Here is a 20,033-nt window from a genome sequence, read left to right on the forward strand (position 1 = left end):
AAAAAGAGAAGTAAGATTGTTTCGCCCGAAGGCAATATTAAATCTTCTTCGGCAGGAAAGCATTCATACAACAGTCCAATTTTGACGTTAAAAACCATTTTCAGAATTAATTAGTGAAATAATAAATTTTAAAAATATAAGGAGCAGGCAATATTCACCACAGTGATAAACATCATCCCATTCGACTACACAAAACCGTCCACTTTTGTTACATTTTTTTTCAAACATACCCTGCGTTGATACTTAAAATGGACTGTCTGCTCCGCTTTGCACGACCTGCAGACGAAAAGTATCTGTAACGATATCACTGGAGAAAAAATGGCTAAGCGTAAATTGCTGCTTCTGGGTGTATTACTGTCTCTGGCGGGATCTGCATTCGCTGCCCCGCAAACGGCCGCTGCGCCATCGGGCATCAAGGCCTATGAAGAACAAGAGTTCATCGCTGACTTTACGAAATTCAAGATTGGCGACACGGCGCCGGCGCAGTATCAAACGCCAGAGTACACCATCAAACAGTACCAGTTACGTAACCTGCCGGCTCCGGATGCTGGAACCCACTGGACCTATATGGGTGAGAACTACGTGCTGATCGGCGATGCTGATGGCAAGATCTACAAAGCCTACAATGGAGATATTTTCTATCACCGCTAACGCAATTGTGATTCGCCCCTGGCAGGAAAGTGACCGCCCTTTCCTGCGCACGCTCTACCTCCACGCCCGGCGTGAAGCCTGGCCATGGCTGGACAGTGCAGACTGGCAGCTTGAAGACTTTGACGCGGCAACCCGTGACGAAGTGATTTGGGTTGCCACGCAGAACGGTCATCGCCTGGGTTTTGCCTCCGTCTGGACGAACGATAATTTCCTGCACAACCTGTTTGTCGATCCGCAGTATCAGAGCATGGGCGTCGGGCATGAGTTACTTGAACACGTACAGGAAACGTTTACCAGTACGGGTTCGCTTAAGTGCCTGGTGAAGAATGCGCGGGCTGTCGCGTTTTACCAGCGACACGGCTGGCACATTGAGGCGACGGGTGATTCTCCGGACGGAGAGTATTATTTGATGCACTATCGGTTGGGTTAAAGTCGGGTGGCGGCTTCGCCATACCCGACCTACGTGATAGTGCCAGTTGTAGGCCAGGTAAGCGAAGCGCCACCCGGCAATTCAACGCGAAGGCGTTACACCGCGCGGAACGCGATTTCGCCCGGGATCACTTCGCCCTGCCAGTAAAGCTGCGCCGCAACGCGTCCCGCCAGCTGGCGATACATTTCCGCGAATTCGCTGTCTGGGCGGCTGACCACTGTCGGCTTTCCGCTGTCCAGATCTTCACGGAGGGTAATGTGCAGCGGCATCTGCCCCAGCAGCTGAGTGTGATACTTCGCAGCCAGTTTTTCTGCACCACCCGTACCGAAGATAGGTTCGTGGTGACCGCAGTTGCTGCAGATGTGCACGCTCATGTTCTCGACGATACCGAGCACCGGCACTTCCACCTTCTCGAACATCACGATGCCTTTTTTGGCGTCGATCAGCGCAATATCCTGCGGCGTAGTCACGACGACCGCCCCCGTGACCGGAATGTTCTGCGCCAGCGTCAGCTGAATGTCACCGGTGCCCGGCGGCATGTCCAGCACCAGATAATCCAGATCCGGCCACATCGTCTCCTGCAGCATCTGCAGCAGCGCTTTGCTGGCCATCGGGCCGCGCCAGACCATGGCGTTATCGTCGGTCACCAGGTAACCGATCGAGTTGGTCGCCAGACCGTGAGCCATAATTGGCGCCATGTGGGTTCCGTCCGGCGAGGTTGGGCGCTGGTTTTCCGCGCCCAGCATGTTCGGAATAGACGGACCGTAGATATCCGCATCCAGAATACCGACCTTTGCCCCTTCCGCTGCCAGCGCGAGCGCCAGGTTAACGGCGGTAGAGGATTTCCCTACTCCGCCCTTGCCCGAGCTGACGGCAATGATATTTTTCACGCCGTTTACGCCAGGCTGGTTTTTCACGCGCTTCAGCGTGGCGATGCTGTGGCTCAGCTTCCAGTCGATCGCCTTCGCACCGGTAATGCGCAGCAGCTCAGAGCTGGTCTGCTCTTTCAGCGCGTCAAAGGCGCTGGTCCAGACGAACGGCATCTGCAGCTCAATGTGCAGGGTATCGTCCAGCCAGGCAACGTGGTGTAACGCTTTCAGCGTAGTGAGATTGTGCTTCAGGGTTGGATGCTGAAAGTTAGCCAGCGTCCCGGCGACCATTGCTCGCAAGGCTTCCGGTGATTTGGCCTGGGATAGAGAACTCATCCCGACTCCTTTGTAGTTGTTCTGAAAAAAGACGTGTAATTACCAAGTTTACCCCAGAGGTAACAATTATTCATTTATGGATTAATGCCCTTATCACTTGGCGTAGTTATTACCTTTCGGGTAACATCAAAAACCCTTTTCACAGTTAAAAGAAGTAATGCCTACTATGACTCAAGTCGCGAAGAAAATTCTGGTAACGTGCGCACTGCCGTACGCCAACGGCTCAATCCACCTCGGCCACATGCTGGAGCATATCCAGGCTGATGTCTGGGTCCGTTACCAGCGAATGCGCGGCCACGAGGTTAACTTCATCTGTGCGGACGATGCTCACGGCACGCCGATCATGCTGAAAGCGCAGCAGCTGGGGATCTCCCCGGAGCAGATGATTGCCGAAATGAGTCAGGAGCATCAGACCGATTTTGCTGGCTTTGACATCAGCTATGACAACTATCACTCCACGCACAGCGACGAAAACCGCGAGCTGTCGGAGCTGATCTACACCCGCCTGAAAGAGAACGGTTTTATCAAAAACCGCACCATCTCTCAGCTTTACGATCCGGAAAAAGGCATGTTCCTGCCGGACCGTTTCGTCAAAGGCACCTGTCCGAAATGTAAATCCCCGGACCAGTACGGCGATAACTGCGAAGTGTGCGGCGCGACCTACAGCCCGACCGAGCTTATCGAGCCGAAATCCGTGGTATCCGGCGCCACGCCTGTGATGCGTGACTCCGAGCACTTCTTCTTCGACCTGCCGTCCTTCAGCGAAATGCTGCAGGCGTGGACCCGCAGCGGCGCGCTGCAGGAGCAGGTGGCGAACAAAATGCAGGAGTGGTTCGAATCCGGCCTGCAGCAGTGGGATATCTCCCGCGATGCGCCGTACTTCGGCTTTGAAATCCCGAACGCGCCGGGCAAATACTTCTACGTCTGGCTGGACGCGCCAATCGGCTACATGGGCTCCTTCAAGAACCTGTGCGACAAGCGTGGCGACACCGTCAGCTTCGACCAATACTGGAAGAAAGATTCCACGGCAGAGCTGTATCACTTTATCGGTAAAGACATCGTTTATTTCCACAGCCTGTTCTGGCCGGCGATGCTGGAAGGCAGTAACTTCCGAAAGCCAACTAACCTGTTCGTACACGGCTACGTGACGGTGAACGGCGCGAAGATGTCCAAGTCTCGCGGGACGTTCATTAAGGCCAGCACCTGGCTGAACCACTTCGACGCGGACAGCCTGCGCTACTACTACACCGCGAAGCTCTCTTCCCGCATCGACGACATCGACCTGAACCTGGAAGATTTCGTGCAGCGAGTGAACGCGGACATCGTCAACAAGGTGGTGAACCTGGCCTCCCGTAACGCGGGCTTTATTGCCAAACGTTTTGACGGCGTGATGGCGGCTGAACTGGCCGATCCTGACCTGTACAAAACCTTTACCGACGCGGCAGCCACCATTGGCGACGCGTGGGAAACCCGTGAGTTCGGCAAAGCGGTGCGCGAAATCATGGCCCTGGCTGACCTGGCGAACCGCTATGTGGACGAGCAGGCACCGTGGGTTGTCGCGAAACAGGAAGGCCGCGATGCCGACCTGCAGGCCATCTGCTCCATGGGCATCAACCTGTTCCGCGTGCTGATGACGTACCTGAAGCCGGTTCTGCCGCAGCTGGCAGCCCGCGCCGAAGCGTTCCTGAACACCGAACTGACCTGGGATGCCATGGCGCAGCCGCTGCTCGGCCACAAGGTGAACACCTTTAAAGCGCTGTACAACCGCATCGAGATGAAGCAGGTTGAAGCCCTGGTGGAAGCGTCTAAAGAAGAGGTGAAGGCGGCTTCGGCACCGGTCACCGGCCCGCTGGCAGACGATCCGATTCAGGAGACCATTACCTTTGACGATTTCGCCAAAGTTGACCTGCGCGTGGCGCTGATCGAAAACGCGGAATTCGTGGAAGGATCTGACAAGCTGCTGCGCCTGACGCTGGATCTGGGCGGGGAGAAGCGTAACGTCTTCTCCGGCATCCGTTCAGCCTACCCGGACCCGCAGGTGCTGATCGGTCGTCAAACCGTGATGGTGGCGAACCTTGCGCCGCGCAAAATGCGCTTCGGCATCTCTGAAGGGATGGTAATGGCCGCAGGCCCTGGCGGGAAAGATATCTTCCTGTTAAGCCCTGATGAAGGCGCGAAGCCTGGGCAGCAGGTGAAATAACAAAAAAAGCCGGAGATTGTCTCCGGCTTTTTTTATGGCGTTTTGTTTTCTCCCTCTCCACGTGGGAGAGGGTCGGGGTGAGGGCATCAGGCCGCACCCTACCGCCTTTACGCCTTGGGGTGATGCACCCGGTGGGTCAGCCCGCGCAGGAAATTTCGCAGAAACTGGTCGCCGCACTCGCGGTAATTTTTATGATCCGGCGCGCGCATCATGGCGGTCACTTCCGGCACGGATACGCGGTATTTTTGCTCCGTCATGATCGCCACGATATCGTCCGTTTTCAGCGAGAACGCGATGCGCAGCTTTTTCAGTACCGTGTTGTTGTTCACGCGACGCTCCAGTGCCAGTTCTGGCGCAGCCGGATCTTTGCCACGCTTATCGTAAATCAGGCCGTTCAGGAAACCCGACAGAATAATGTCCGGGCAGCGAACGAAGCCCTCTTCGTCTTCTTTGGTCATCCAGGTATCGAAACCTGCAGACGTGGATTCCATGTCCGACAGCGCAAGAATGCGCACCATGTCGTTATTGTTTGCTTTCAGGGTGTAGCGCAGGCTACGAAGAATGTCGTTACTTAGCATAGAGCCTTCGAATGTCGATGATGCAATGGCGCGCAGTGTACCAGTTTTACAGGCCAATCGCCTCTTTCAAACTCTTGAGATAGCGACGGCTGACGGGAACCGTTTGCCCGGCACGCAGCACCAGCTCGGCCTGGCCGTTATCTTCCAGGCGAATCTCTTTCAGGTGCGCCATGTTCACCAGATACTGGCGGTGGCAGCGGATCAGCGGCGTGCGGCTCTCCAGCGTGCGCAGGGTCAGCTCGGTAAATCCTTCATTCCCTTCCGCGCTGGTGACAAACACCCCGCTCAGGCGGCTGCTGACAAACGCCACATCATCCATCTGCAGAAGATAAATCCGGCTGTGCCCGGTGCAGGGGATAAACTTCAGCGGCTGCTGGTTTTCCGGCAGCAGCGTGACGTCCTGTACGGTTCGCTCCTGGCGTAAACGGGTGAGCGTTTTTTCCAGACGCTTCTCTTCGATCGGCTTGAGTAAATAGTCAAACGCGTGCTCCTCAAAGGCCTTAACGGCATATTCGTCGAACGCCGTCAGAAACACGATGTAGGGGCGATGCGCCGGGTCGAGCATGCCGACCATCTCCAGCCCGCTGATGCGGGGCATCTGAATATCGAGGAACAGCACGTCCGGGCGCAGCTTGTGCACCGCGCCGATGGCCTCAATGGCGTTCGCGCACTCACCCACAATCTCAATATCTGGCTGCTCCTGCAGCAGAACGCGCAGGTTTTCTCGTGCCAGCGGCTCGTCATCCACGATCAGCACTCTTAACATGCGTTTTCCTCCAGCGGCAGTCGTACGGTAATACGGGTAAATCGGTCTGGCTCACAGGCGACGGTAATCCCACAGTCGTCGCCAAAATGGGCGCGCAGGCGTTTATCCACCAGGCTCATCCCCAAACCGCCGGAGGCGGAAGGCTGATAAAGCCCGGCATTATCTTCAATATCCAGCACCAGATGATGGTTGAAACGGCTGGCGGCAATGGTTATCTCCCCCGTTCCCAGAAGCTGTGACGTGCCGTGTTTAATGGCGTTTTCGACTATAGGCTGCAGGGTAAAGGCAGGGAGATGCTGATACGCCAGCTCGTCCGGAACGGAGAGCGACACCTGCAGGCGCGACTGGAAACGCGCCTGCTCGATCTGCAGATACGCATTCACGTGCTCAATCTCATCGGCGAGGGTCACGATCTCGGACGGCCGTTTCAGGTTCTTACGGAAAAAGGTCGACAGAAACTGCACCAGCTGCGCGGCCTGATCGCTGTCGCGGCGGATCACCGCTTTGAGCGTGTTGAGGGCATTAAACAGGAAATGCGGGTTGACCTGGGCATGCAGCAGCTTAATTTCGGACTGCGTCAGCAGGGCTTTCTGCCGTTCATACTGCCCGGCGAGGATTTGCGCGGACAGCAGCTGGGCTATCCCCTCCCCCAGCGTGCGGTTGATGGAGCTGAACAGACGGTTTTTGGCCTCATACAGCTTAATAGTCCCCATCACCCGCTGATTTTCCCCGCGCAGCGGAATTACCAGCGTGGAACCCAGCTTGCACTGCGGATGCAGCGAACAGCGGTAAGGCACTTCGTTACCGTCGGCATACACCACCTCACCGGTTTCGATGGCGCGCAGCGTATAGGCTGAGGAGATCGGTTTACCCGGCAGATGGTGATCGTCCCCGGTGCCGGTAAAGGCCAGCAGCCGCTCGCGGTCGGTTATGGCCACCGCGCCGATATCCAGCTCCTTGTAAAGCACCTGTGCGACCTTCATGCTGTTCTCTTCGTTAAACCCCTGGCGCAGGATCCCTTCGGTCGAGGCGGCGACCTTCAGCGCCGTGGCGGAAAACGCCGAGGTGTACTTCTCAAACATGGCGCGCTTGTCGAGCAGAATGCGCATAAACAGCGCCGCACCCACGGTGTTGGTGACCATCATCGGGGCGGCAATACTGCTGACCAGGTGCAGCGCATCCTCAAACGGACGGGCAATGAGCAGAATGATCGCCATCTGCGCCACTTCGGCCACAAAGGTAATGGCACCGGCGGTAAGCGGGCTAAAGACTTTATCCGGGCGGCCGCGTTTGATCATGTAGCTGTGCACCAGCCCGCCGAGCAGCCCTTCCACGATCGTCGAGATCATACAGCTCAGCGCCGTCATCCCGCCCATGGAATAGCGATGCAGCCCCCCGGTTAAGCCGACAAGTCCACCGACGACGGGACCGCCCAGCAGCCCGCCCATCACCGCGCCGATAGCGCGCGTGTTGGCAATAGAGTCTTCGATATGGAGACCAAAATAGGTCCCCATAATGCAGAAAATAGAGAAGGTAACGTAGCAGAGCAGCTTATGCGGCAGGCGTACGGTAACCTGCATCAGCGGGATAAACAGGCGCGTTTTGCTCATCAGCCAGGCTATGACCAGAAACACGCACATCTGCTGAAGCAACAGCAGCACCAGATTAAACTCGTACATACTCAAAACCGCACACGCTAAAAACGCGTAACATACACTGATGCGGGTTTACTTTCTTTGAAGCATCCCAAAAAAGCGCAAAATCGTGTCCGTTATCACACCTTTTTCTGAATATCGCGCATGCTTCGCATTGTTTGTTCAAAAATCAATCAATTCTTCCTGGTTCGTCAAAGTGGGTCTACAGTTAAGCTGGGAACGCGTAAGCCAGGGGGCGAATATGGCGCTTTACACGATAGGTGAAGTGGCACTCCTTTGTGATATCAATCCCGTTACCCTACGGGCGTGGCAGCGACGGTATGGATTGCTTAAACCGCAGAGGACCGACGGTGGGCATCGCCTTTTCAATGAGGCCGATATCGACCGCATCCGCGAAATTAAAAGCTGGATCGACAACGGAGTGCAGGTCGGCAAAGTGAAGTCCCTGCTGAGCCATGATGACCCGGACACGCAACACCTCTGGCGCGAACAACAGGAAACCCTGCTGCGGCTCCTGCAGGCGGGCAACCTGCAGCGCCTGCGCGGATGGATAAAAGAGCAGGGTCGCGATTATCCGGCGCAGACGCTGATCTCCCATCTTTTCATTCCGCTCCGGCGACGCCTGCAGTGCCAGCAGTCCACCCTGCAGGCGCTGCTCAGCATGCTCGACGGCGTGCTGATCAACTACATTGCCGTCTGCCTTGCCTCAGCGAAGAACAAGGCCGGAAAAGATGCGCTGGTTGTCGGCTGGAACGTGCACGATACCACCCGCCTGTGGCTGGAAGCGTGGATTGCGACCCAGAAGGGCTGGCGCGTGGATGTTCTGGCGCACTCGCTGGCGCAGCTCAAACCTGAGTTTTTCGACGGCCAGACCCTGCTGGTCTGGTGTGGAGAAGTGCCCTCCGCCACGCAGCAGCAGTTGCTGACGGAATGGCGAGAGAATGGGTACCCGGTATATTCCCTTGGCCCGGATGAGCCATAACGGCATTTAATGGTTCATTAACAGCTGCGCTTCACCGTATAATTGTTCCGTTAACAACAGGAGCACATGATGAAGGCAACCAAACTGGCCATTATTACCCTTTTTGTCCTGATGGCCGTGAGCGGTATTGGCGGCGTGATGCTGGCAGGATACTCGTTTATTGTTCGCGGCGGTGTCGGCTGAGGTACAGAGCCAGCCGCTCAAAAAGGCGATCGACGACGATTGCCGCCAGCGCGACCAGCACCGCCCCCTGCACGATATAAGCCGTATTAAACCCGCTCAGGCCGATAATAATCGGCGTTCCCAGCGTATTGGCACCGACCGTAGACGCAATGGTCGCCGTCCCGATGTTAATAATCACCGACGTGCGGATCCCGGCAATGATAACCGGCGCCGCAAGCGGCAGTTCAACCTTGCGCAGCCGCTGACCGCGACTCATCCCCATCCCTTCTGCCACGCTCAGCACTGACGCCGGTACCGCCGCGAGGCCCGCCAGCGTGCCCTGCAGCACCGGCAATACGCCGTATAAAATCAGCGCAATAATAGCGGGCAGCTGACCAAAGCCCATCACCGGAACCGCTATCGCCAGCACCGCCACCGGGGGAAACGTCTGGCCAATCGCCGCTATCGTCTCCACCAGCGGACGAAACTCCTTGCCCGCAGGCCGCGTAACCGCGATACCTGCCCCAACCCCCAACACAACCGCGATGGCGCTTGAGAGCGCCACCAGCCAGAGATGCGCCAGGGCGAGATTAATAAAGCTCTCCTGCTGATAAACCGGCCGCGGCAGCCCCGGAAAAAGGGTGTTAAACAGCGCCGCGCTGTGGGGCATCAGAAACAGTAAGGCGACAAAGAGCGCTACCAGCCAGAGGAGCGGATCACGCAGTGCCTTCACGCGTCACCTCCCCGGCTAGCAGATCGCGAAAATGTAAGGTTCCGCATGGCGTACCGCGCGCGTCCGAGACGGGCAATACCTCGCACTGGCGCGCGACAAACGCCGAGAGGGCATCCCGCAGGCTCATCTGCGCCTGCAGCGGTTCGCCGCTGACCGGCACCTCCTCCCGACGCATATAGTCGCTGACCGTCCGCAGGGAGAGCAGCCTCACGCCCAGCTCGCTGCGTCCAAAAAACTCGCGCACAAAGTCGTTCTTCGGCCATGTTAATAGCTCAAGCGGCGAGCCCTGCTGCACCACTTCGCCATGATCCATCAGCACCAGATGGTCGGCCAGGCGCAGAGCTTCATCAATATCGTGCGTCACGAGAACGATCGTGCGCCCGAGAATGCGGTGAATGCGGGTCATCTCCGCCTGCAGCGCGCCCCGTGTGACCGGATCCAGCGCGCCGAAGGGTTCATCCATCAGCAGCACCTGCGGGTTAGCCGCCAGCGCGCGCGCCACGCCCACGCGCTGCTGCTGGCCTCCGGAAAGCTGGTGCGGATAGCGATCGCGCAGCGCGGGCTCCAGCCCCAGGAGCGACATGAGTTCATCCACCCGGTCGGCGATTTTCGCCCGCGACCATTTCTCCAGCTGCAGCACGGTGGCGATGTTCTGCGCCACCGTCCAGTGGGGAAACAGGCCGATAGACTGAATGGCATAGCCCATCCGGCGACGCAGCTCCAGCACCGGCAGGCTGCGGATCTCTTCTCCGGCAAAGCGGATCACCCCGCTGTCATGCTCAACCAGGCGGTTGATCATCTTCAGGGTGGTGGATTTTCCCGAGCCCGAGGTGCCAATCAGCACGGAAAAAGCCCCCTCGGCAAAGTTCAGGTTCAGATGGCTCGCCGCCGGGCGACCGGCAAAGGTTTTACTGACATCATGAAATTCAATCATTGGCTCTTCTCCTGAGCAGCGCGAGCCATAAGGCAAACAGCGCGTCGACGACAACCGCCAGCGCAATCGTGGGCACCACGCCCAGCAACACCAGATCGAGGGCACTGCTGAGCAGCCCCTGGAACACCAGTGCGCCAAAGCCGCCCGCACCAATCAGCGCCGCTATCACCGCCATGCCGACGGTTTGTACCGCCACCACCCGCAGGCTGCGCAGCAGCAGGGGCAGCGCCAGGGGGAGCTGAATTTTCCAGAAACACTGCCGCGCGCTCATCCCCATCGCATGGGCGCTTTCAAGCACATCCGGCGCGACCTGGCTCAGGCCCGCGACCACGCCGCGCACCAGCGGCAGCAGCGCATACAGCACCAGCGCGATAAGCGCGGGCGTTAACCCCGTTCCGGCTATGCCAAGCGTTCCGAGCACCGGAAATGACTTCACCAGCCCCGCCAGCGGGGCAATCAGCAGGCCAAACAGCGCGACGGAAGGTATGGTCTGGATCACGTTGAGTACGGCAAAGATCCCGTCCTGGCGTGAAGGATGACGATAGCACCACATGCCGAGCGGTATCCCGATCAGCAGAGCCGGGATCAGCGTGCCAAAAAGGATCGTCAGGTGTTGCGCAAGGGCATCATCAAACACCTCCTGACGGTTGGCGTACTCTTTCAGCAGCGAGAGATTGTTCAGCTCACCGCTGAACAGCAGGAACAAGGGAATACACCATATCTGCGCGTTGAGCACCCAGCGCCAGACGGCGCTGGAGATGAGTCGACGAATGGCGTCGCTGCTGGCCAGCAGACACAGCGCCAGCCACAGCCAGAGGCCGCTGCCCACCGTGGTTCTCGCCAGCGGGCTTTCCGCCGAAGCCATATGCGTCGCCGCCTGCCCGGCTCCCCAGAAGAGGAGGATAAACAGCCCTTCAGCAAGGAGCAGCGTCAGCCACTGCGCCGTGCGCCCTTGCCAGAGCGATAGCGCAACCCACGCGCCCAGCGCCGCGGCCAGCCACCACGGCGTGAACGCCCATACTTCCCAGAGATAGCGCCCTTCCCCTGACATCAGACGGTTAGGTGCGACATTCACAAACGGCAGCGCGACCGCCGCGATGGCCACGCAGGCCAGCAGCAGCAGTACGCGGTTATGACATTTTATTGGCACAGCCCTTTCCCGTTACTTCACAAGCCCTTGTTGTTTCAGGAAGTCGGCGGCCACTTTTTTGGCATCCAGCCCCTCGACGGCAATGCTGGCATTCAGCTGCTGCAGCGTTTTTTCATCCAGCTTTTCGAAGACCGGTTTGAGCCAGTCTGCAATCTCCGGATAGGCTTTCAGCACCGACTCACGTACGACCGGGGTCGGAGCGTAAATCGGCTGTACACCTTTTGGATCGGTCAGGGTTTGCAGGCCGAGCGCCGCCACCGGGCCGTCGGTGCCGTAGGCCATTGCCGCGTTAACGCCGGAAGTTTGCTGCGCCGCCGCCTTGATGGTTACCGCCGTATCCCCGCCCGCCAGCGAGAGCAGCTGCGCCTGGTCGAGCTTGAAGTCGTAGGCTTTTTCGAACGCCGGGAGCGCGTCAGGACGCTCGATAAACTCCGCGGACGCAGCCAGCTTAAAGTCGCCCTTCTCTTTCAGATAGCGGCTGAGATCCGCCAGAGACGTCAGCTTACCTTTCTCCGCCACGTCCTTGCGAACGGCGATAGTCCAGGTGTTGTTGGCCGGGGCCGGCGTCAGCCAGACCAGCTTGTTCTGTTCCGCGTCGAGTTTTTTGACTTTCTCATACCCGGCTTTGGCGTTTTTCCATGCCGGATCGTTTTCATCTTTGAAGAAGAATGCCCCGTTGCCGGTGTATTCCGGATAGATATCCAGCTCGCCGGAGGTGATCGCCCCGCGCACGACGGGCGTGGTGCCCAGCTGAACTTTATTGACGGTTTTCACGCCGTGGCTTTCCAGCACCTGCAAAATAATATTGCCGAGCAGCGCGCCTTCGGTATCGATCTTTGAGCCCACTTTTACCGGCTCCGCCGCCTGTAACGGCAGACTCAGTGCCGCCAGCAGCACCGCAGATCCCAACATCCCCTTTGCAATCGTCATTCCGCTATCCTCATTTTTTTATCGCCTTTTTCAGAGGCTTGAGAGAAAAGCGTAGCTTAAAACAGCGGATTTACCCGGCAAAATGCCTTTTTAGCATAACGTAAGACGCATCCCCCGGAAGTCGGGGGATGCAAAGGAGGGAAGGTTACAGCAGCTCGAACTCGCCTTTATTCACGCGGGCGGAATCCACCCCGATAAAGACGTTAAACTTGCCTGGCTCCGCATCGTATTTCATCTGCTGGTTCCAGAACTTCAGCGCCTCCACGTCAATCGGGAAGCTGATGGTTTGGGTTTCGCCAGGCTTCAGATTGACCTTCTCGAAGCCGCGCAGCTGCTTAACAGGACGGCTCATCGAGGCGGTGACATCCTGGACGTACATCTGAATTACCGTTGCCCCTTCGCGCTTGCCGGTGTTGGTCACCTCAACGCTGGCGGTAACTTTGCCGTCACGCTTCAGGGTCGGCGCCGACATTTTCACGTCAGAAACCTTGAAGGTGGTGTAGCTCAGGCCGTAACCAAACGGATACAGCGGGCCGTTAGCTTCGTCGAAGTAACGGGACGTGTACTTGTTCGGCTTATCGGCGTTATACGGGCGACCGGTGTTCAGGTGGCTGTAGTAGACCGGGATCTGCCCGACGGAGCGCGGGAAGGACATCGGCAGCTTGCCCGACGGGTTGTAATCACCAAACAGCACGTCGGCGATGGCGTTACCGCCTTCGGTACCGGCAAACCAGGTTTCCAGAATGGCGTCAGCCTGCTGGTCCTCTTTCACCAGCGCCAGCGGACGACCGTTCATCAGCACCAGCACCAGCGGCTTGCCGGTGGCTTTCAGGGCGGCGATCAGATCGCGCTGGCTCTGCGGGATGGTGATGTCGGTACGGCTGGAGGCCTCGTGCGCCATACCCTGCGCTTCGCCCACAACTGCGACAACGACGTCAGACTGTTTCGCGGTATTCACCGCCTCGTCGATCATCTCCTTCGGCGTGCGCGGATCGACCTTCACCGCTTCCTCGTACTGGTTGAGGAAGGTGACGATGTCTTTGTCGTTGGTGACGTTCGCCCCTTTGGCGTACACCACTTTCGCGTTATCACCCACGGCACTCTTAATCCCGGTCAGCACGGTCACGGACTGATTGGCCACGCCTGCCGCAGACCAGCTGCCCATCACGTCGCGCTTGCTGTCGGCCAGCGGGCCCACTACGGCAATGGTGCCGGATTTTTTCAGCGGCAGCGTGTCGAGGCGGTTTTTCAGCAGCACCAGGCTTTCGCGCGCCACGTCACGCGCTTCTTTGCGGTGCAGGCGGCTTTCGGCGTTGGTATCTGCCGGGTCAGAATCCTTCGGCCCCAGGTGGCTGTACGGATCGTTAAACAGCCCCATGTCGTATTTCACGTTCAGCACGTGGCGCGCGGCATCGTCCAGCTCCGCCATCGTTACCTTGCCGCTCTTCACCAGCCCCGGCAGGTATTTGCTGTAGTACTCGTCGCTCATGCTCATGTTGATGCCGGACTTGAGCGCCACGCGCACCGCGTCTTCCGGATCGGAGGCGGTACCGTGTTTAATCAGCTCTTTAATAGCGCCGTGGTCGGAAACGGTGATGCCCTTAAAGCCCCACTGGTCGCGCAGCACGTCTTTCAGCAGCCAGGAGTCAGAGGTCGCAGGCGTGCCGTTCAGCGAGTTCAGCGCTACCATCACCGCGCCGCTGCCCGCATCCAGCCCCGCCTTGTACGGCGGCATGTAGTCGTTGAACAGGCGCTGCGGGCTCATGTCGACGGTGTTGTACTCTTTCCCGCCTTCAACCGCGCCATAGGCCGCGAAGTGTTTGACGCTGGTCATCACCGAGTAGCGGTCCGCCGGGCTTTTGCCCTGCATCGCTTCCACCATGGTTTTACCCATCGTGGAGGTTAAATACGTATCTTCACCAAAGCCTTCCGAGCCGCGGCCCCAGCGCGGATCGCGCGAAACGTCCACCATTGGCGCCCAGGTCATGTTCAGGCCGTCGTCCGCCGCTTCATAAGCCGACACGCGCCCAACGGTTTTCACCGCGTCGAGGTTAAATGAAGAAGCTAAACCGAGGCTAATCGGGAAAACGGTACGCTGGCCGTGCACCACGTCATAGGCAAAGAACAGAGGAATTTTCAGGCGGCTGAGATCCATCACCTGATCCTGCATCTTGCGGATATCCTGGCGGGTGACGGTATTAAAGATGGCCCCTACCTGCCCGTCTTTGATCATCTCGCGGATGGCCTCTTTCGGGTTATCCGGACCGACGCTGATAAGACGCAGCTGGCCGATTTTCTCATCAACCGTCATTTTCTTGAGCAATTCCGTGACAAACGCGTCCCGTGCTTCAGGCGTGAGCGGGTGATTACCAAACAAATCCTCTGCCAGCGCAGGTTGCAGCGCCAGGCTGACGGCGACACCTACAGAACATAGCCATTTCATGTCGTTTTACTCTCTCATCAATAACCGCCGGACGATCTCGGCCATACCGTGCGAAAAGCGCAGTGTGCCACAAACCCTCGAAACGTTGCAGGGTTATTCTCTGATTTTTCTCGTGAATACTCGACCGCTTAACAGTTAATCGCGCTATGCTTTACAGCGAGAAATTTGCCCCACCACAAGGAGTGGAAGATGACTTCTGTTCGAAGAAACGATAACACGGCTTTTATTACCGAACTGTCGCGCCTGGTTGGCTCCTCTCACCTGCTTACCGACCCGGCCAAAACCGCCCGCTACCGCAAAGGTTTCCGCTCCGGTCAGGGTGAGGCGCTGGCGGTGGTCTTCCCCGGCACGCTGCTGGAGCTGTGGCGCGTGCTGAGCGCCTGCGTCGCCGGCGACAAGATTATTTTAATGCAGGCCGCCAATACCGGCCTGACCGAAGGCTCCACGCCGAACGGCAACGATTACGATCGCGACATCGTGATTATCAGCACCCTGCGCCTCGACAAGCTGCACCTGCTGGATAAAGGCGAGCAGGTGCTCGCATTCCCCGGCACGACGCTCTACTCCCTGGAAAAAGCGCTTAAGCCGCTGGGCCGTGAGCCGCACTCGGTGATTGGCTCCTCCTGTATTGGCGCCTCAGTGGTTGGCGGGATTTGCAACAACTCCGGCGGCTCGCTGGTGCAGCGCGGCCCGGCCTTCACCGAGATGTCGCTGTTTGCCCGTATTGACGAAAACGGCAAGCTGACGCTGGTGAACCATCTGGGAATCGATCTCGGCGTGACGCCAGAGCAGATTCTCAGCAAGCTTGACGACGATCGCGTGAAGGACGAAGACGTGCAGCACGACGGCCGCCACGCGCACGATCACGACTACGTGACCCGCGTGCGGGATATCGACGCCGATACGCCGGCGCGCTACAACGCCGACCCGGACCGCCTGTTTGAATCCTCCGGCTGCGCCGGGAAGCTGGCCGTGTTTGCCGTGCGTCTGGATACCTTCCCGGCGGAGAAAAAGCAGCAGGTGTTCTACATCGGTACCAATCAGCCTGAGGTTCTGACCGAAATTCGTCGTCATATTCTGGGCGAATTTACCCATCTGCCGGTGGCGGGCGAGTACATGCACCGGGACATTTACGACATCGCCGAGCGTTACGGCAAAGATACGTTCCTGATGATCGACAAGCTCGGCACCGACAAAATGCCGTTCTTCTTCACCATGAAGGGACGCACCGACGCGATGCTGGAGAAAGTGTCGCTGTTCAAACCCCACTTCACCGACCGCTTTATGCAGAAGCTGGGCAACGTTTTCCCGGCGCATCTGCCGGAGCGAATGAAAACCTGGCGCGATAAGTACGAGCATCACCTGCTGCTGAAAATGGCCGGGGACGGAATTGCCGAAGCGCAGTCCTGGCTGACCGAATTCTTCAAAACCGCCGAAGGGGATTTCTTTGCCTGTACGCCTGAAGAGGGCAGCAAAGCGTTCCTGCACCGTTTTGCCGCCGCAGGCGCCGCCATTCGTTATCAGGCGGTGCATTCCGAAGAGGTGGAAGATATTCTGGCGCTGGATATCGCCCTGCGACGTAACGACACCGAGTGGTTTGAGCACCTCCCGCCGGAAATCGACAGCAAGCTGGTGCATAAGCTCTATTACGGCCACTTTATGTGTTATGTCTTCCATCAGGATTACATCGTCAAAAAAGGGGTCGATGCGCACGAACTGAAGGAGCAGATGCTCGCCCTGCTGCGTGAACGCGGCGCACAATATCCTGCGGAACATAACGTCGGGCATCTTTATAAAGCCCCTGACGCACTTAAGCAGTTTTATCGCGAGAATGACCCTACAAACAGCATGAACCCCGGCATTGGTAAAACAACGCGGAAGAAATACTGGAAAGAAGAGGCAGATGCGGAGCAGCGCGTAACGCAAGCGTCTGATTAATTCCTACAGCCAAATTTGAGAGATTGTTTAGCGTGCCTTAATCGTAATAGAGTGACGCTCTGACGCCGGAGGAACGTTTCTCCGGCATTCTATAACGAGGAGCAGGCACATCATGTCGGCTATTGATGTTTTATCCGAGACCGAACTGGAAGTGCGCGATGCCCTTCCCGATGATGTGCATGCCATCACCGCCATCTATGCCTGGCATGTGCTGCACGGGCGCGCGTCATTTGAAGAAGTCCCCCCTACCATCGACGAAATGCGTCAGCGTATGAAAAGCGTGGCTGAGAGCGGTTTGCCGTGGCTTATCGCGCTGTATCGCGGCATCGTGGTGGGCTACTGCTACGCCACGCCTTACCGCCCGCGACACGCCTACCGCTATACCCTGGAAGAGTCGATTTACGTGGATGCCAGCATCACCGGGCGCGGTTTTGGTTCGGCATTAATGGATGCGCTAATCGCCCGCTGCGAGCAAGGCCCGTGGCGGCAGATGATTGCCGTTGTGGGAGATGGCAACAATAATTCCGGCTCGCTGCGGCTGCATAAAAAACATGGCTTCGTGATTGTCGGTCAGCTGCGCAGCGTAGGCTATAAGAAAGGTGACTGGCGGGATACGGTGATTATGCAGCGCTCGCTCAACGATGGGGACTGGACGCTGCCGGAATAAAGACCGTGCAGTCTGGTGCCCTCACCCCGACCCTCTCCCACAGGGAGAGGGAGAAAACGAAAAACGGTAACATAAGTTACCGTTTTTCGTTTTCTCGTAGGCCGGGTAAGGCGAAGCCGCCACCCGGCGTTGACGGACGACTCAATCGTTCTGCGCCGTCGCCATCTGTTCCGCTTTCTGCTTTTTATACGTCAATGCTGCGGCCGGAACGGGCTGCACTTTCCCGGTTTCAATCCAGGTACGCAGGCGGCTCGCGTCCGCGAAGTGGGTATATTTGCCGAAGGCATCCATCACCACCAGCGCCACCGGTTTACCGTTAAACACGGTGCGCATCACCAGGCAGTGTCCTGCCGCGTTGGTAAAGCCGGTTTTGGTTAACTGAATATTCCAGTTATCGCGGTATACCAGATGGTTAGTGTTGCGGAACGGCAGCGTATAGGCCGGGTTCGCAAAGGTCGCCATCTCTTCACGGGTGGTGCTGAGCTGACCAATCAGCGGATACTGTTTGCTGGCAATCAGCAGTTTCGTCAGATCGCGGGCCGTGGAGACGTTGTTGATCGACAGTCCCGTCGGTTCAACATAATGCGTATTGGTCATCCCCAGCGCTTTGGCTTTCGCGTTCATCGCGCGGATAAAGGCGTCGTAGCCGCCCGGATAGTGGTGCGCCAGGCTCGCCGCCGCACGGTTTTCAGACGACATCAGCGCCAGCAGCAGCATATTTTTACGGCTGATTTCACTGTTCAGACGCACGCGGGAGTAGATCCCCTTCATCTCCGGCGTGTGGCTGATATCCACTTTCAATTTTTCGTCCAGCGGCAGATGTGCATCAAGCACCACCATCGCGGTCATTAATTTGGTAATCGAGGCGATCGGGCGCACCAGGTCCGGATGGCTGGCGTAGATCACCTTATTGGTGTTGAGATCGACAATCATCGCGCTGCCGGACGCAATTTGCGGCTGAGCAGCAGCGGCGGTCACCGCAGGCGTTTTAGCGACGGCCGGCACGGCAGCGGACGCGCCCAGCAGCAGCGCCAGGCTAAGTAAAGAGACTCGGAATTTCAGCATGGTGAGACTTCTGATAATTATTCACGCACGTCATGACGTACACCGCCTGTATCAACGGATAAACACAGGCTGGCTTCGGCATCATAGCGGTCACCGGGCGTTGTCGCCAGCGGATAATCGTGAACAGATGCTGCATTGCTGGCATTTACGCCAGCAATGCAGTGAACTCGGAAGAGACGGTATCCGTAACCCCAAAGAATAACCGTCAGCGCCAGTAGCGCCTCCAGCACCAGCACCCCAATAGCGAGTGTTGAACTGGAAAAACTCAGGCCTTCTTCTTTATTGATATTCAGGAAGGTTGGAACCCCCAGATACAGCAGATACCCGGTGTAAAAGAGGGCAATAGTACCGATCAGCGCGCACAGCCAGACCAGTGGATAGAGCGCAACAATACCGCTTAAGAACAGCGGGGTCGCGACGTATCCGGCAAAGACCATACAGTGCGCCAGCGATGGACGTTGCGGGTAGTTACGCGCCATCCAGTGAATGACACGCCCCATTACCGCCACACCCGCCAGCATCAGGCCATAAAAAACGATGGCCAGATAGAGCCCGGTAAACCAGGAAAGCTGAACAACGGTGCCGTCACCGAAGTTCCAGCCGATTTGTGTTGTTCCGATAAAGGCGCATATTACCGGCACCGCAGCCATCAGCAGCACGTGGTGCGTGTAATGATGCGAGACCGTTTCGTTCTCACTTTTAATGACATGCATCTCACGATCGGGATGGGAGAAAAGTCCCCAGACATGGTTCATAGCGCCCCCTTGTTGTCGGCCCGTCAGCGATACCTTAAGTATAATGCAGGCTTTAGATTATTTTATGTACAGTGGGAAATTTCCGTTGATTTCCCCGCTGTTGATTCATGAGGTATATGATTAAACGAGGTAAGCAGAGGGAGATAACATTTACGTAATGGATATTAACGCACTCATTGAACAATATGGATATGCCGCGCTGGTCGTCGGTAGCGTGGCAGAAGGTGAAACCATCACGCTGTTAGGCGGCGTCGCCGCGCATCAGGGATTGCTGAAATTCCCGCTGGTCGTCGCAGCGGTCGCGCTCGGTGGAATGATTGGCGATCAGCTGCTCTACTTTCTCGGGCTGCGCTTCGGGCCCACGCTGCTTAAGCGTTTCGCAAAGCACCAGAAGAAAATCCGCCGCGCTCAACGGCTCATTCAACGTCATCCCTATCTGTTCGTCATCGGCACGCGCTTTATGTATGGCTTTCGCATTATCGGGCCGATACTGATTGGCGCCAGCCATCTGCCGCCAAAAATTTTCCTGCCGCTCAATGTTCTTGGTGCGATTGCCTGGGCGATGATCTTTACGACGCTCGGCTACGTAGGGGGCGAAGTGATTGGCCCGTGGCTGCATAATCTCGACCAGCATCTGAAGCACTGGGCGTGGCTGATTCTGGTAGTGGTGGCGGTGATTGGGGTCAGGCTGTGGCTGAAGCATCGGGAAAAGACGCGGGATGAGGAGTAGCCGGGTGCGTCACCCTAACCCTCTCCCACAGGGAGAGGGAACTAAAAACACCCTCTCAC

Annotated in this window: 18 protein-coding genes and 1 pseudogene; 8 read left to right on the forward strand and 11 right to left on the reverse strand. The window is 57.5% G+C overall.

Going from position 1 to position 20,033, the window contains the following annotated elements:
* Window positions 1-318: 318 nt before the first annotated feature.
* Together ADJ24_RS01555 and ADJ24_RS01560 are read left to right on the forward strand one after the other, a co-directional pair.
* Window positions 319-651 (forward strand): RcnB family protein, encoded by a 333-nt coding sequence (locus ADJ24_RS01555; protein WP_023336316.1) that lies wholly within the window; start codon window positions 319-321, stop codon window positions 649-651.
* Window positions 626-1,081, forward strand: coding sequence for a GNAT family N-acetyltransferase (locus tag ADJ24_RS01560; protein WP_023312439.1), 456 nt, complete (start codon window positions 626-628; stop codon window positions 1,079-1,081). The genes ADJ24_RS01555 and ADJ24_RS01560 overlap by 26 nt, the downstream gene beginning before the upstream one ends.
* Window positions 1,082-1,176: 95 nt before the next feature.
* On the opposite strand, the gene apbC is transcribed toward ADJ24_RS01560, so the two are convergent.
* The gene (apbC, locus tag ADJ24_RS01565; protein WP_023312440.1) at window positions 1,177-2,286 is read right to left on the reverse strand and encodes an iron-sulfur cluster carrier protein ApbC; all 1,110 of its coding nucleotides are present in this window, start codon (window positions 2,284-2,286) and stop codon (window positions 1,177-1,179) included.
* Window positions 2,287-2,452: 166 nt separating this feature from the next.
* Here apbC and metG point away from each other — a divergent pair, with 166 nt between their 5' ends.
* Window positions 2,453-4,486 (forward strand): methionine--tRNA ligase, encoded by a 2,034-nt coding sequence (metG, locus tag ADJ24_RS01570; protein WP_023312441.1) that lies wholly within the window; start codon window positions 2,453-2,455, stop codon window positions 4,484-4,486.
* A gap of 107 nt (window positions 4,487-4,593) precedes the next feature.
* Here the strand turns inward: metG and ADJ24_RS01575 are convergent, their stop codons facing one another.
* Genes ADJ24_RS01575 through ADJ24_RS01585 form a run of 3 tightly spaced genes read right to left on the reverse strand, consistent with a single transcriptional unit; the run spans window position 4,594 to window position 7,509 of the window.
* The gene (locus ADJ24_RS01575) at window positions 4,594-5,064 is read right to left on the reverse strand and encodes a DUF1456 family protein (protein WP_023312442.1); all 471 of its coding nucleotides are present in this window, start codon (window positions 5,062-5,064) and stop codon (window positions 4,594-4,596) included.
* 46 nt (window positions 5,065-5,110) lie between these two features.
* Window positions 5,111-5,830, reverse strand: coding sequence for a two-component system response regulator BtsR (btsR, locus tag ADJ24_RS01580; RefSeq protein ID WP_023312443.1), 720 nt, complete (start codon window positions 5,828-5,830; stop codon window positions 5,111-5,113).
* On the reverse strand, window positions 5,824-7,509 hold the full coding sequence (locus ADJ24_RS01585; RefSeq protein WP_023312444.1) for a sensor histidine kinase: 1,686 nt from the start codon (window positions 7,507-7,509) through the stop codon (window positions 5,824-5,826). The genes btsR and ADJ24_RS01585 overlap by 7 nt, the downstream gene beginning before the upstream one ends.
* Window positions 7,510-7,726: 217 nt before the next feature.
* Between ADJ24_RS01585 and mlrA the strand changes: the two genes are divergently transcribed.
* Window positions 7,727-8,467, forward strand: coding sequence for an HTH-type transcriptional regulator MlrA (gene mlrA / locus ADJ24_RS01590; RefSeq protein WP_023312445.1), 741 nt, complete (start codon window positions 7,727-7,729; stop codon window positions 8,465-8,467).
* Window positions 8,468-8,536: 69 nt separating this feature from the next.
* A complete protein-coding gene (locus ADJ24_RS23800; protein ID WP_008500895.1) occupies window positions 8,537-8,650 on the forward strand; it encodes a protein YohO in 114 nt (37 codons plus the stop codon).
* Here ADJ24_RS23800 and ADJ24_RS01595 read toward each other — a convergent pair.
* The 5 genes from ADJ24_RS01595 to bglX all read right to left on the reverse strand — a co-directional run bounded on the left by ADJ24_RS01595 (window position 8,625) and on the right by bglX (window position 14,819).
* On the reverse strand, window positions 8,625-9,362 hold the full coding sequence (locus ADJ24_RS01595) for an ABC transporter permease (protein WP_023312446.1): 738 nt from the start codon (window positions 9,360-9,362) through the stop codon (window positions 8,625-8,627). The two genes, ADJ24_RS23800 and ADJ24_RS01595, sit on opposite strands and share 26 nt — an antisense overlap.
* A complete protein-coding gene (locus ADJ24_RS01600; RefSeq protein ID WP_048701923.1) occupies window positions 9,346-10,296 on the reverse strand; it encodes an ABC transporter ATP-binding protein in 951 nt (316 codons plus the stop codon). Before ADJ24_RS01600 ends, ADJ24_RS01595 begins: the two co-directional genes overlap by 17 nt.
* Entirely contained in the window at window positions 10,289-11,446 is a 1,158-nt protein-coding gene (locus ADJ24_RS01605) for an ABC transporter permease (protein WP_023312448.1), read from the reverse strand. The genes ADJ24_RS01600 and ADJ24_RS01605 overlap by 8 nt, the downstream gene beginning before the upstream one ends.
* 12 nt (window positions 11,447-11,458) lie before the next feature.
* Window positions 11,459-12,376, reverse strand: a complete 918-nt coding sequence (gene osmF, locus ADJ24_RS01610) for a glycine betaine ABC transporter substrate-binding protein OsmF (RefSeq protein WP_023312449.1) — start codon at window positions 12,374-12,376, stop codon at window positions 11,459-11,461.
* Between the two features lie 145 nt (window positions 12,377-12,521).
* A complete protein-coding gene (gene bglX, locus ADJ24_RS01615) occupies window positions 12,522-14,819 on the reverse strand; it encodes a beta-glucosidase BglX (protein ID WP_023312450.1) in 2,298 nt (765 codons plus the stop codon).
* A gap of 189 nt (window positions 14,820-15,008) precedes the next feature.
* Here bglX and dld point away from each other — a divergent pair, with 189 nt between their 5' ends.
* Together dld and ADJ24_RS01625 are read left to right on the forward strand one after the other, a co-directional pair.
* A complete protein-coding gene (gene dld, locus ADJ24_RS01620; protein ID WP_023312451.1) occupies window positions 15,009-16,757 on the forward strand; it encodes a D-lactate dehydrogenase in 1,749 nt (582 codons plus the stop codon).
* A 112-nt stretch (window positions 16,758-16,869) separates the two neighbouring features.
* Window positions 16,870-17,424: a GNAT family N-acetyltransferase gene (locus ADJ24_RS01625; protein ID WP_023312452.1), complete on the forward strand. Its 555-nt coding sequence runs from the start codon at window positions 16,870-16,872 to the stop codon at window positions 17,422-17,424.
* Window positions 17,425-17,565: 141 nt separating this feature from the next.
* On the opposite strand, the gene pbpG is transcribed toward ADJ24_RS01625, so the two are convergent.
* Entirely contained in the window at window positions 17,566-18,489 is a 924-nt protein-coding gene (pbpG, locus tag ADJ24_RS01630; protein ID WP_023312453.1) for a D-alanyl-D-alanine endopeptidase, read from the reverse strand.
* Window positions 18,490-18,659: 170 nt separating this feature from the next.
* Window positions 18,660-19,244: pseudogene (locus ADJ24_RS01635) on the reverse strand (Yip1 family protein); the annotation flags it as partial.
* Window positions 19,245-19,401: 157 nt separating this feature from the next.
* Here ADJ24_RS01635 and ADJ24_RS01640 point away from each other — a divergent pair.
* The gene (locus ADJ24_RS01640) at window positions 19,402-19,974 is read left to right on the forward strand and encodes a DedA family protein (RefSeq protein WP_023312455.1); all 573 of its coding nucleotides are present in this window, start codon (window positions 19,402-19,404) and stop codon (window positions 19,972-19,974) included.
* The last annotated feature ends 59 nt before the right edge of the window (window positions 19,975-20,033 follow it).

This window comes from Enterobacter sp. 940_PEND, assembly GCF_001059415.1.
In the GTDB taxonomy this organism is placed as follows: Bacteria; Pseudomonadota; Gammaproteobacteria; order Enterobacterales; family Enterobacteriaceae; genus Enterobacter; species Enterobacter cloacae_M.

Bases quoted from the DNA above. Each gene is read 5' to 3' on its own strand.
- pbpG (WP_023312453.1), bottom strand. From the start codon at position 18,489: ATGCTGAAATTCCGAGTCTCTTTACTTAGCCTGGCGCTGCTGCTGGGC.
- osmF (WP_023312449.1), bottom strand. From the start codon at position 12,376: ATGACGATTGCAAAGGGGATGTTGGGATCTGCGGTGCTGCTGGCGGCA.
- metG (WP_023312441.1), top strand. From the start codon at position 2,453: ATGACTCAAGTCGCGAAGAAAATTCTGGTAACGTGCGCACTGCCGTAC.
- ADJ24_RS01640 (WP_023312455.1), top strand. From the start codon at position 19,402: ATGGATATTAACGCACTCATTGAACAATATGGATATGCCGCGCTGGTC.
- ADJ24_RS01555 (WP_023336316.1), top strand. From the start codon at position 319: ATGGCTAAGCGTAAATTGCTGCTTCTGGGTGTATTACTGTCTCTGGCG.
- ADJ24_RS01560 (WP_023312439.1), top strand. From the start codon at position 626: ATGGAGATATTTTCTATCACCGCTAACGCAATTGTGATTCGCCCCTGG.
- mlrA (WP_023312445.1), top strand. From the start codon at position 7,727: ATGGCGCTTTACACGATAGGTGAAGTGGCACTCCTTTGTGATATCAAT.
- ADJ24_RS23800 (WP_008500895.1), top strand. From the start codon at position 8,537: ATGAAGGCAACCAAACTGGCCATTATTACCCTTTTTGTCCTGATGGCC.
- btsR (WP_023312443.1), bottom strand. From the start codon at position 5,830: ATGTTAAGAGTGCTGATCGTGGATGACGAGCCGCTGGCACGAGAAAAC.
- dld (WP_023312451.1), top strand. From the start codon at position 15,009: ATGACTTCTGTTCGAAGAAACGATAACACGGCTTTTATTACCGAACTG.
- apbC (WP_023312440.1), bottom strand. From the start codon at position 2,286: ATGAGTTCTCTATCCCAGGCCAAATCACCGGAAGCCTTGCGAGCAATG.
- ADJ24_RS01575 (WP_023312442.1), bottom strand. From the start codon at position 5,064: ATGCTAAGTAACGACATTCTTCGTAGCCTGCGCTACACCCTGAAAGCA.
- ADJ24_RS01600 (WP_048701923.1), bottom strand. From the start codon at position 10,296: ATGATTGAATTTCATGATGTCAGTAAAACCTTTGCCGGTCGCCCGGCG.
- bglX (WP_023312450.1), bottom strand. From the start codon at position 14,819: ATGAAATGGCTATGTTCTGTAGGTGTCGCCGTCAGCCTGGCGCTGCAA.
- ADJ24_RS01625 (WP_023312452.1), top strand. From the start codon at position 16,870: ATGTCGGCTATTGATGTTTTATCCGAGACCGAACTGGAAGTGCGCGAT.
- ADJ24_RS01585 (WP_023312444.1), bottom strand. From the start codon at position 7,509: ATGTACGAGTTTAATCTGGTGCTGCTGTTGCTTCAGCAGATGTGCGTG.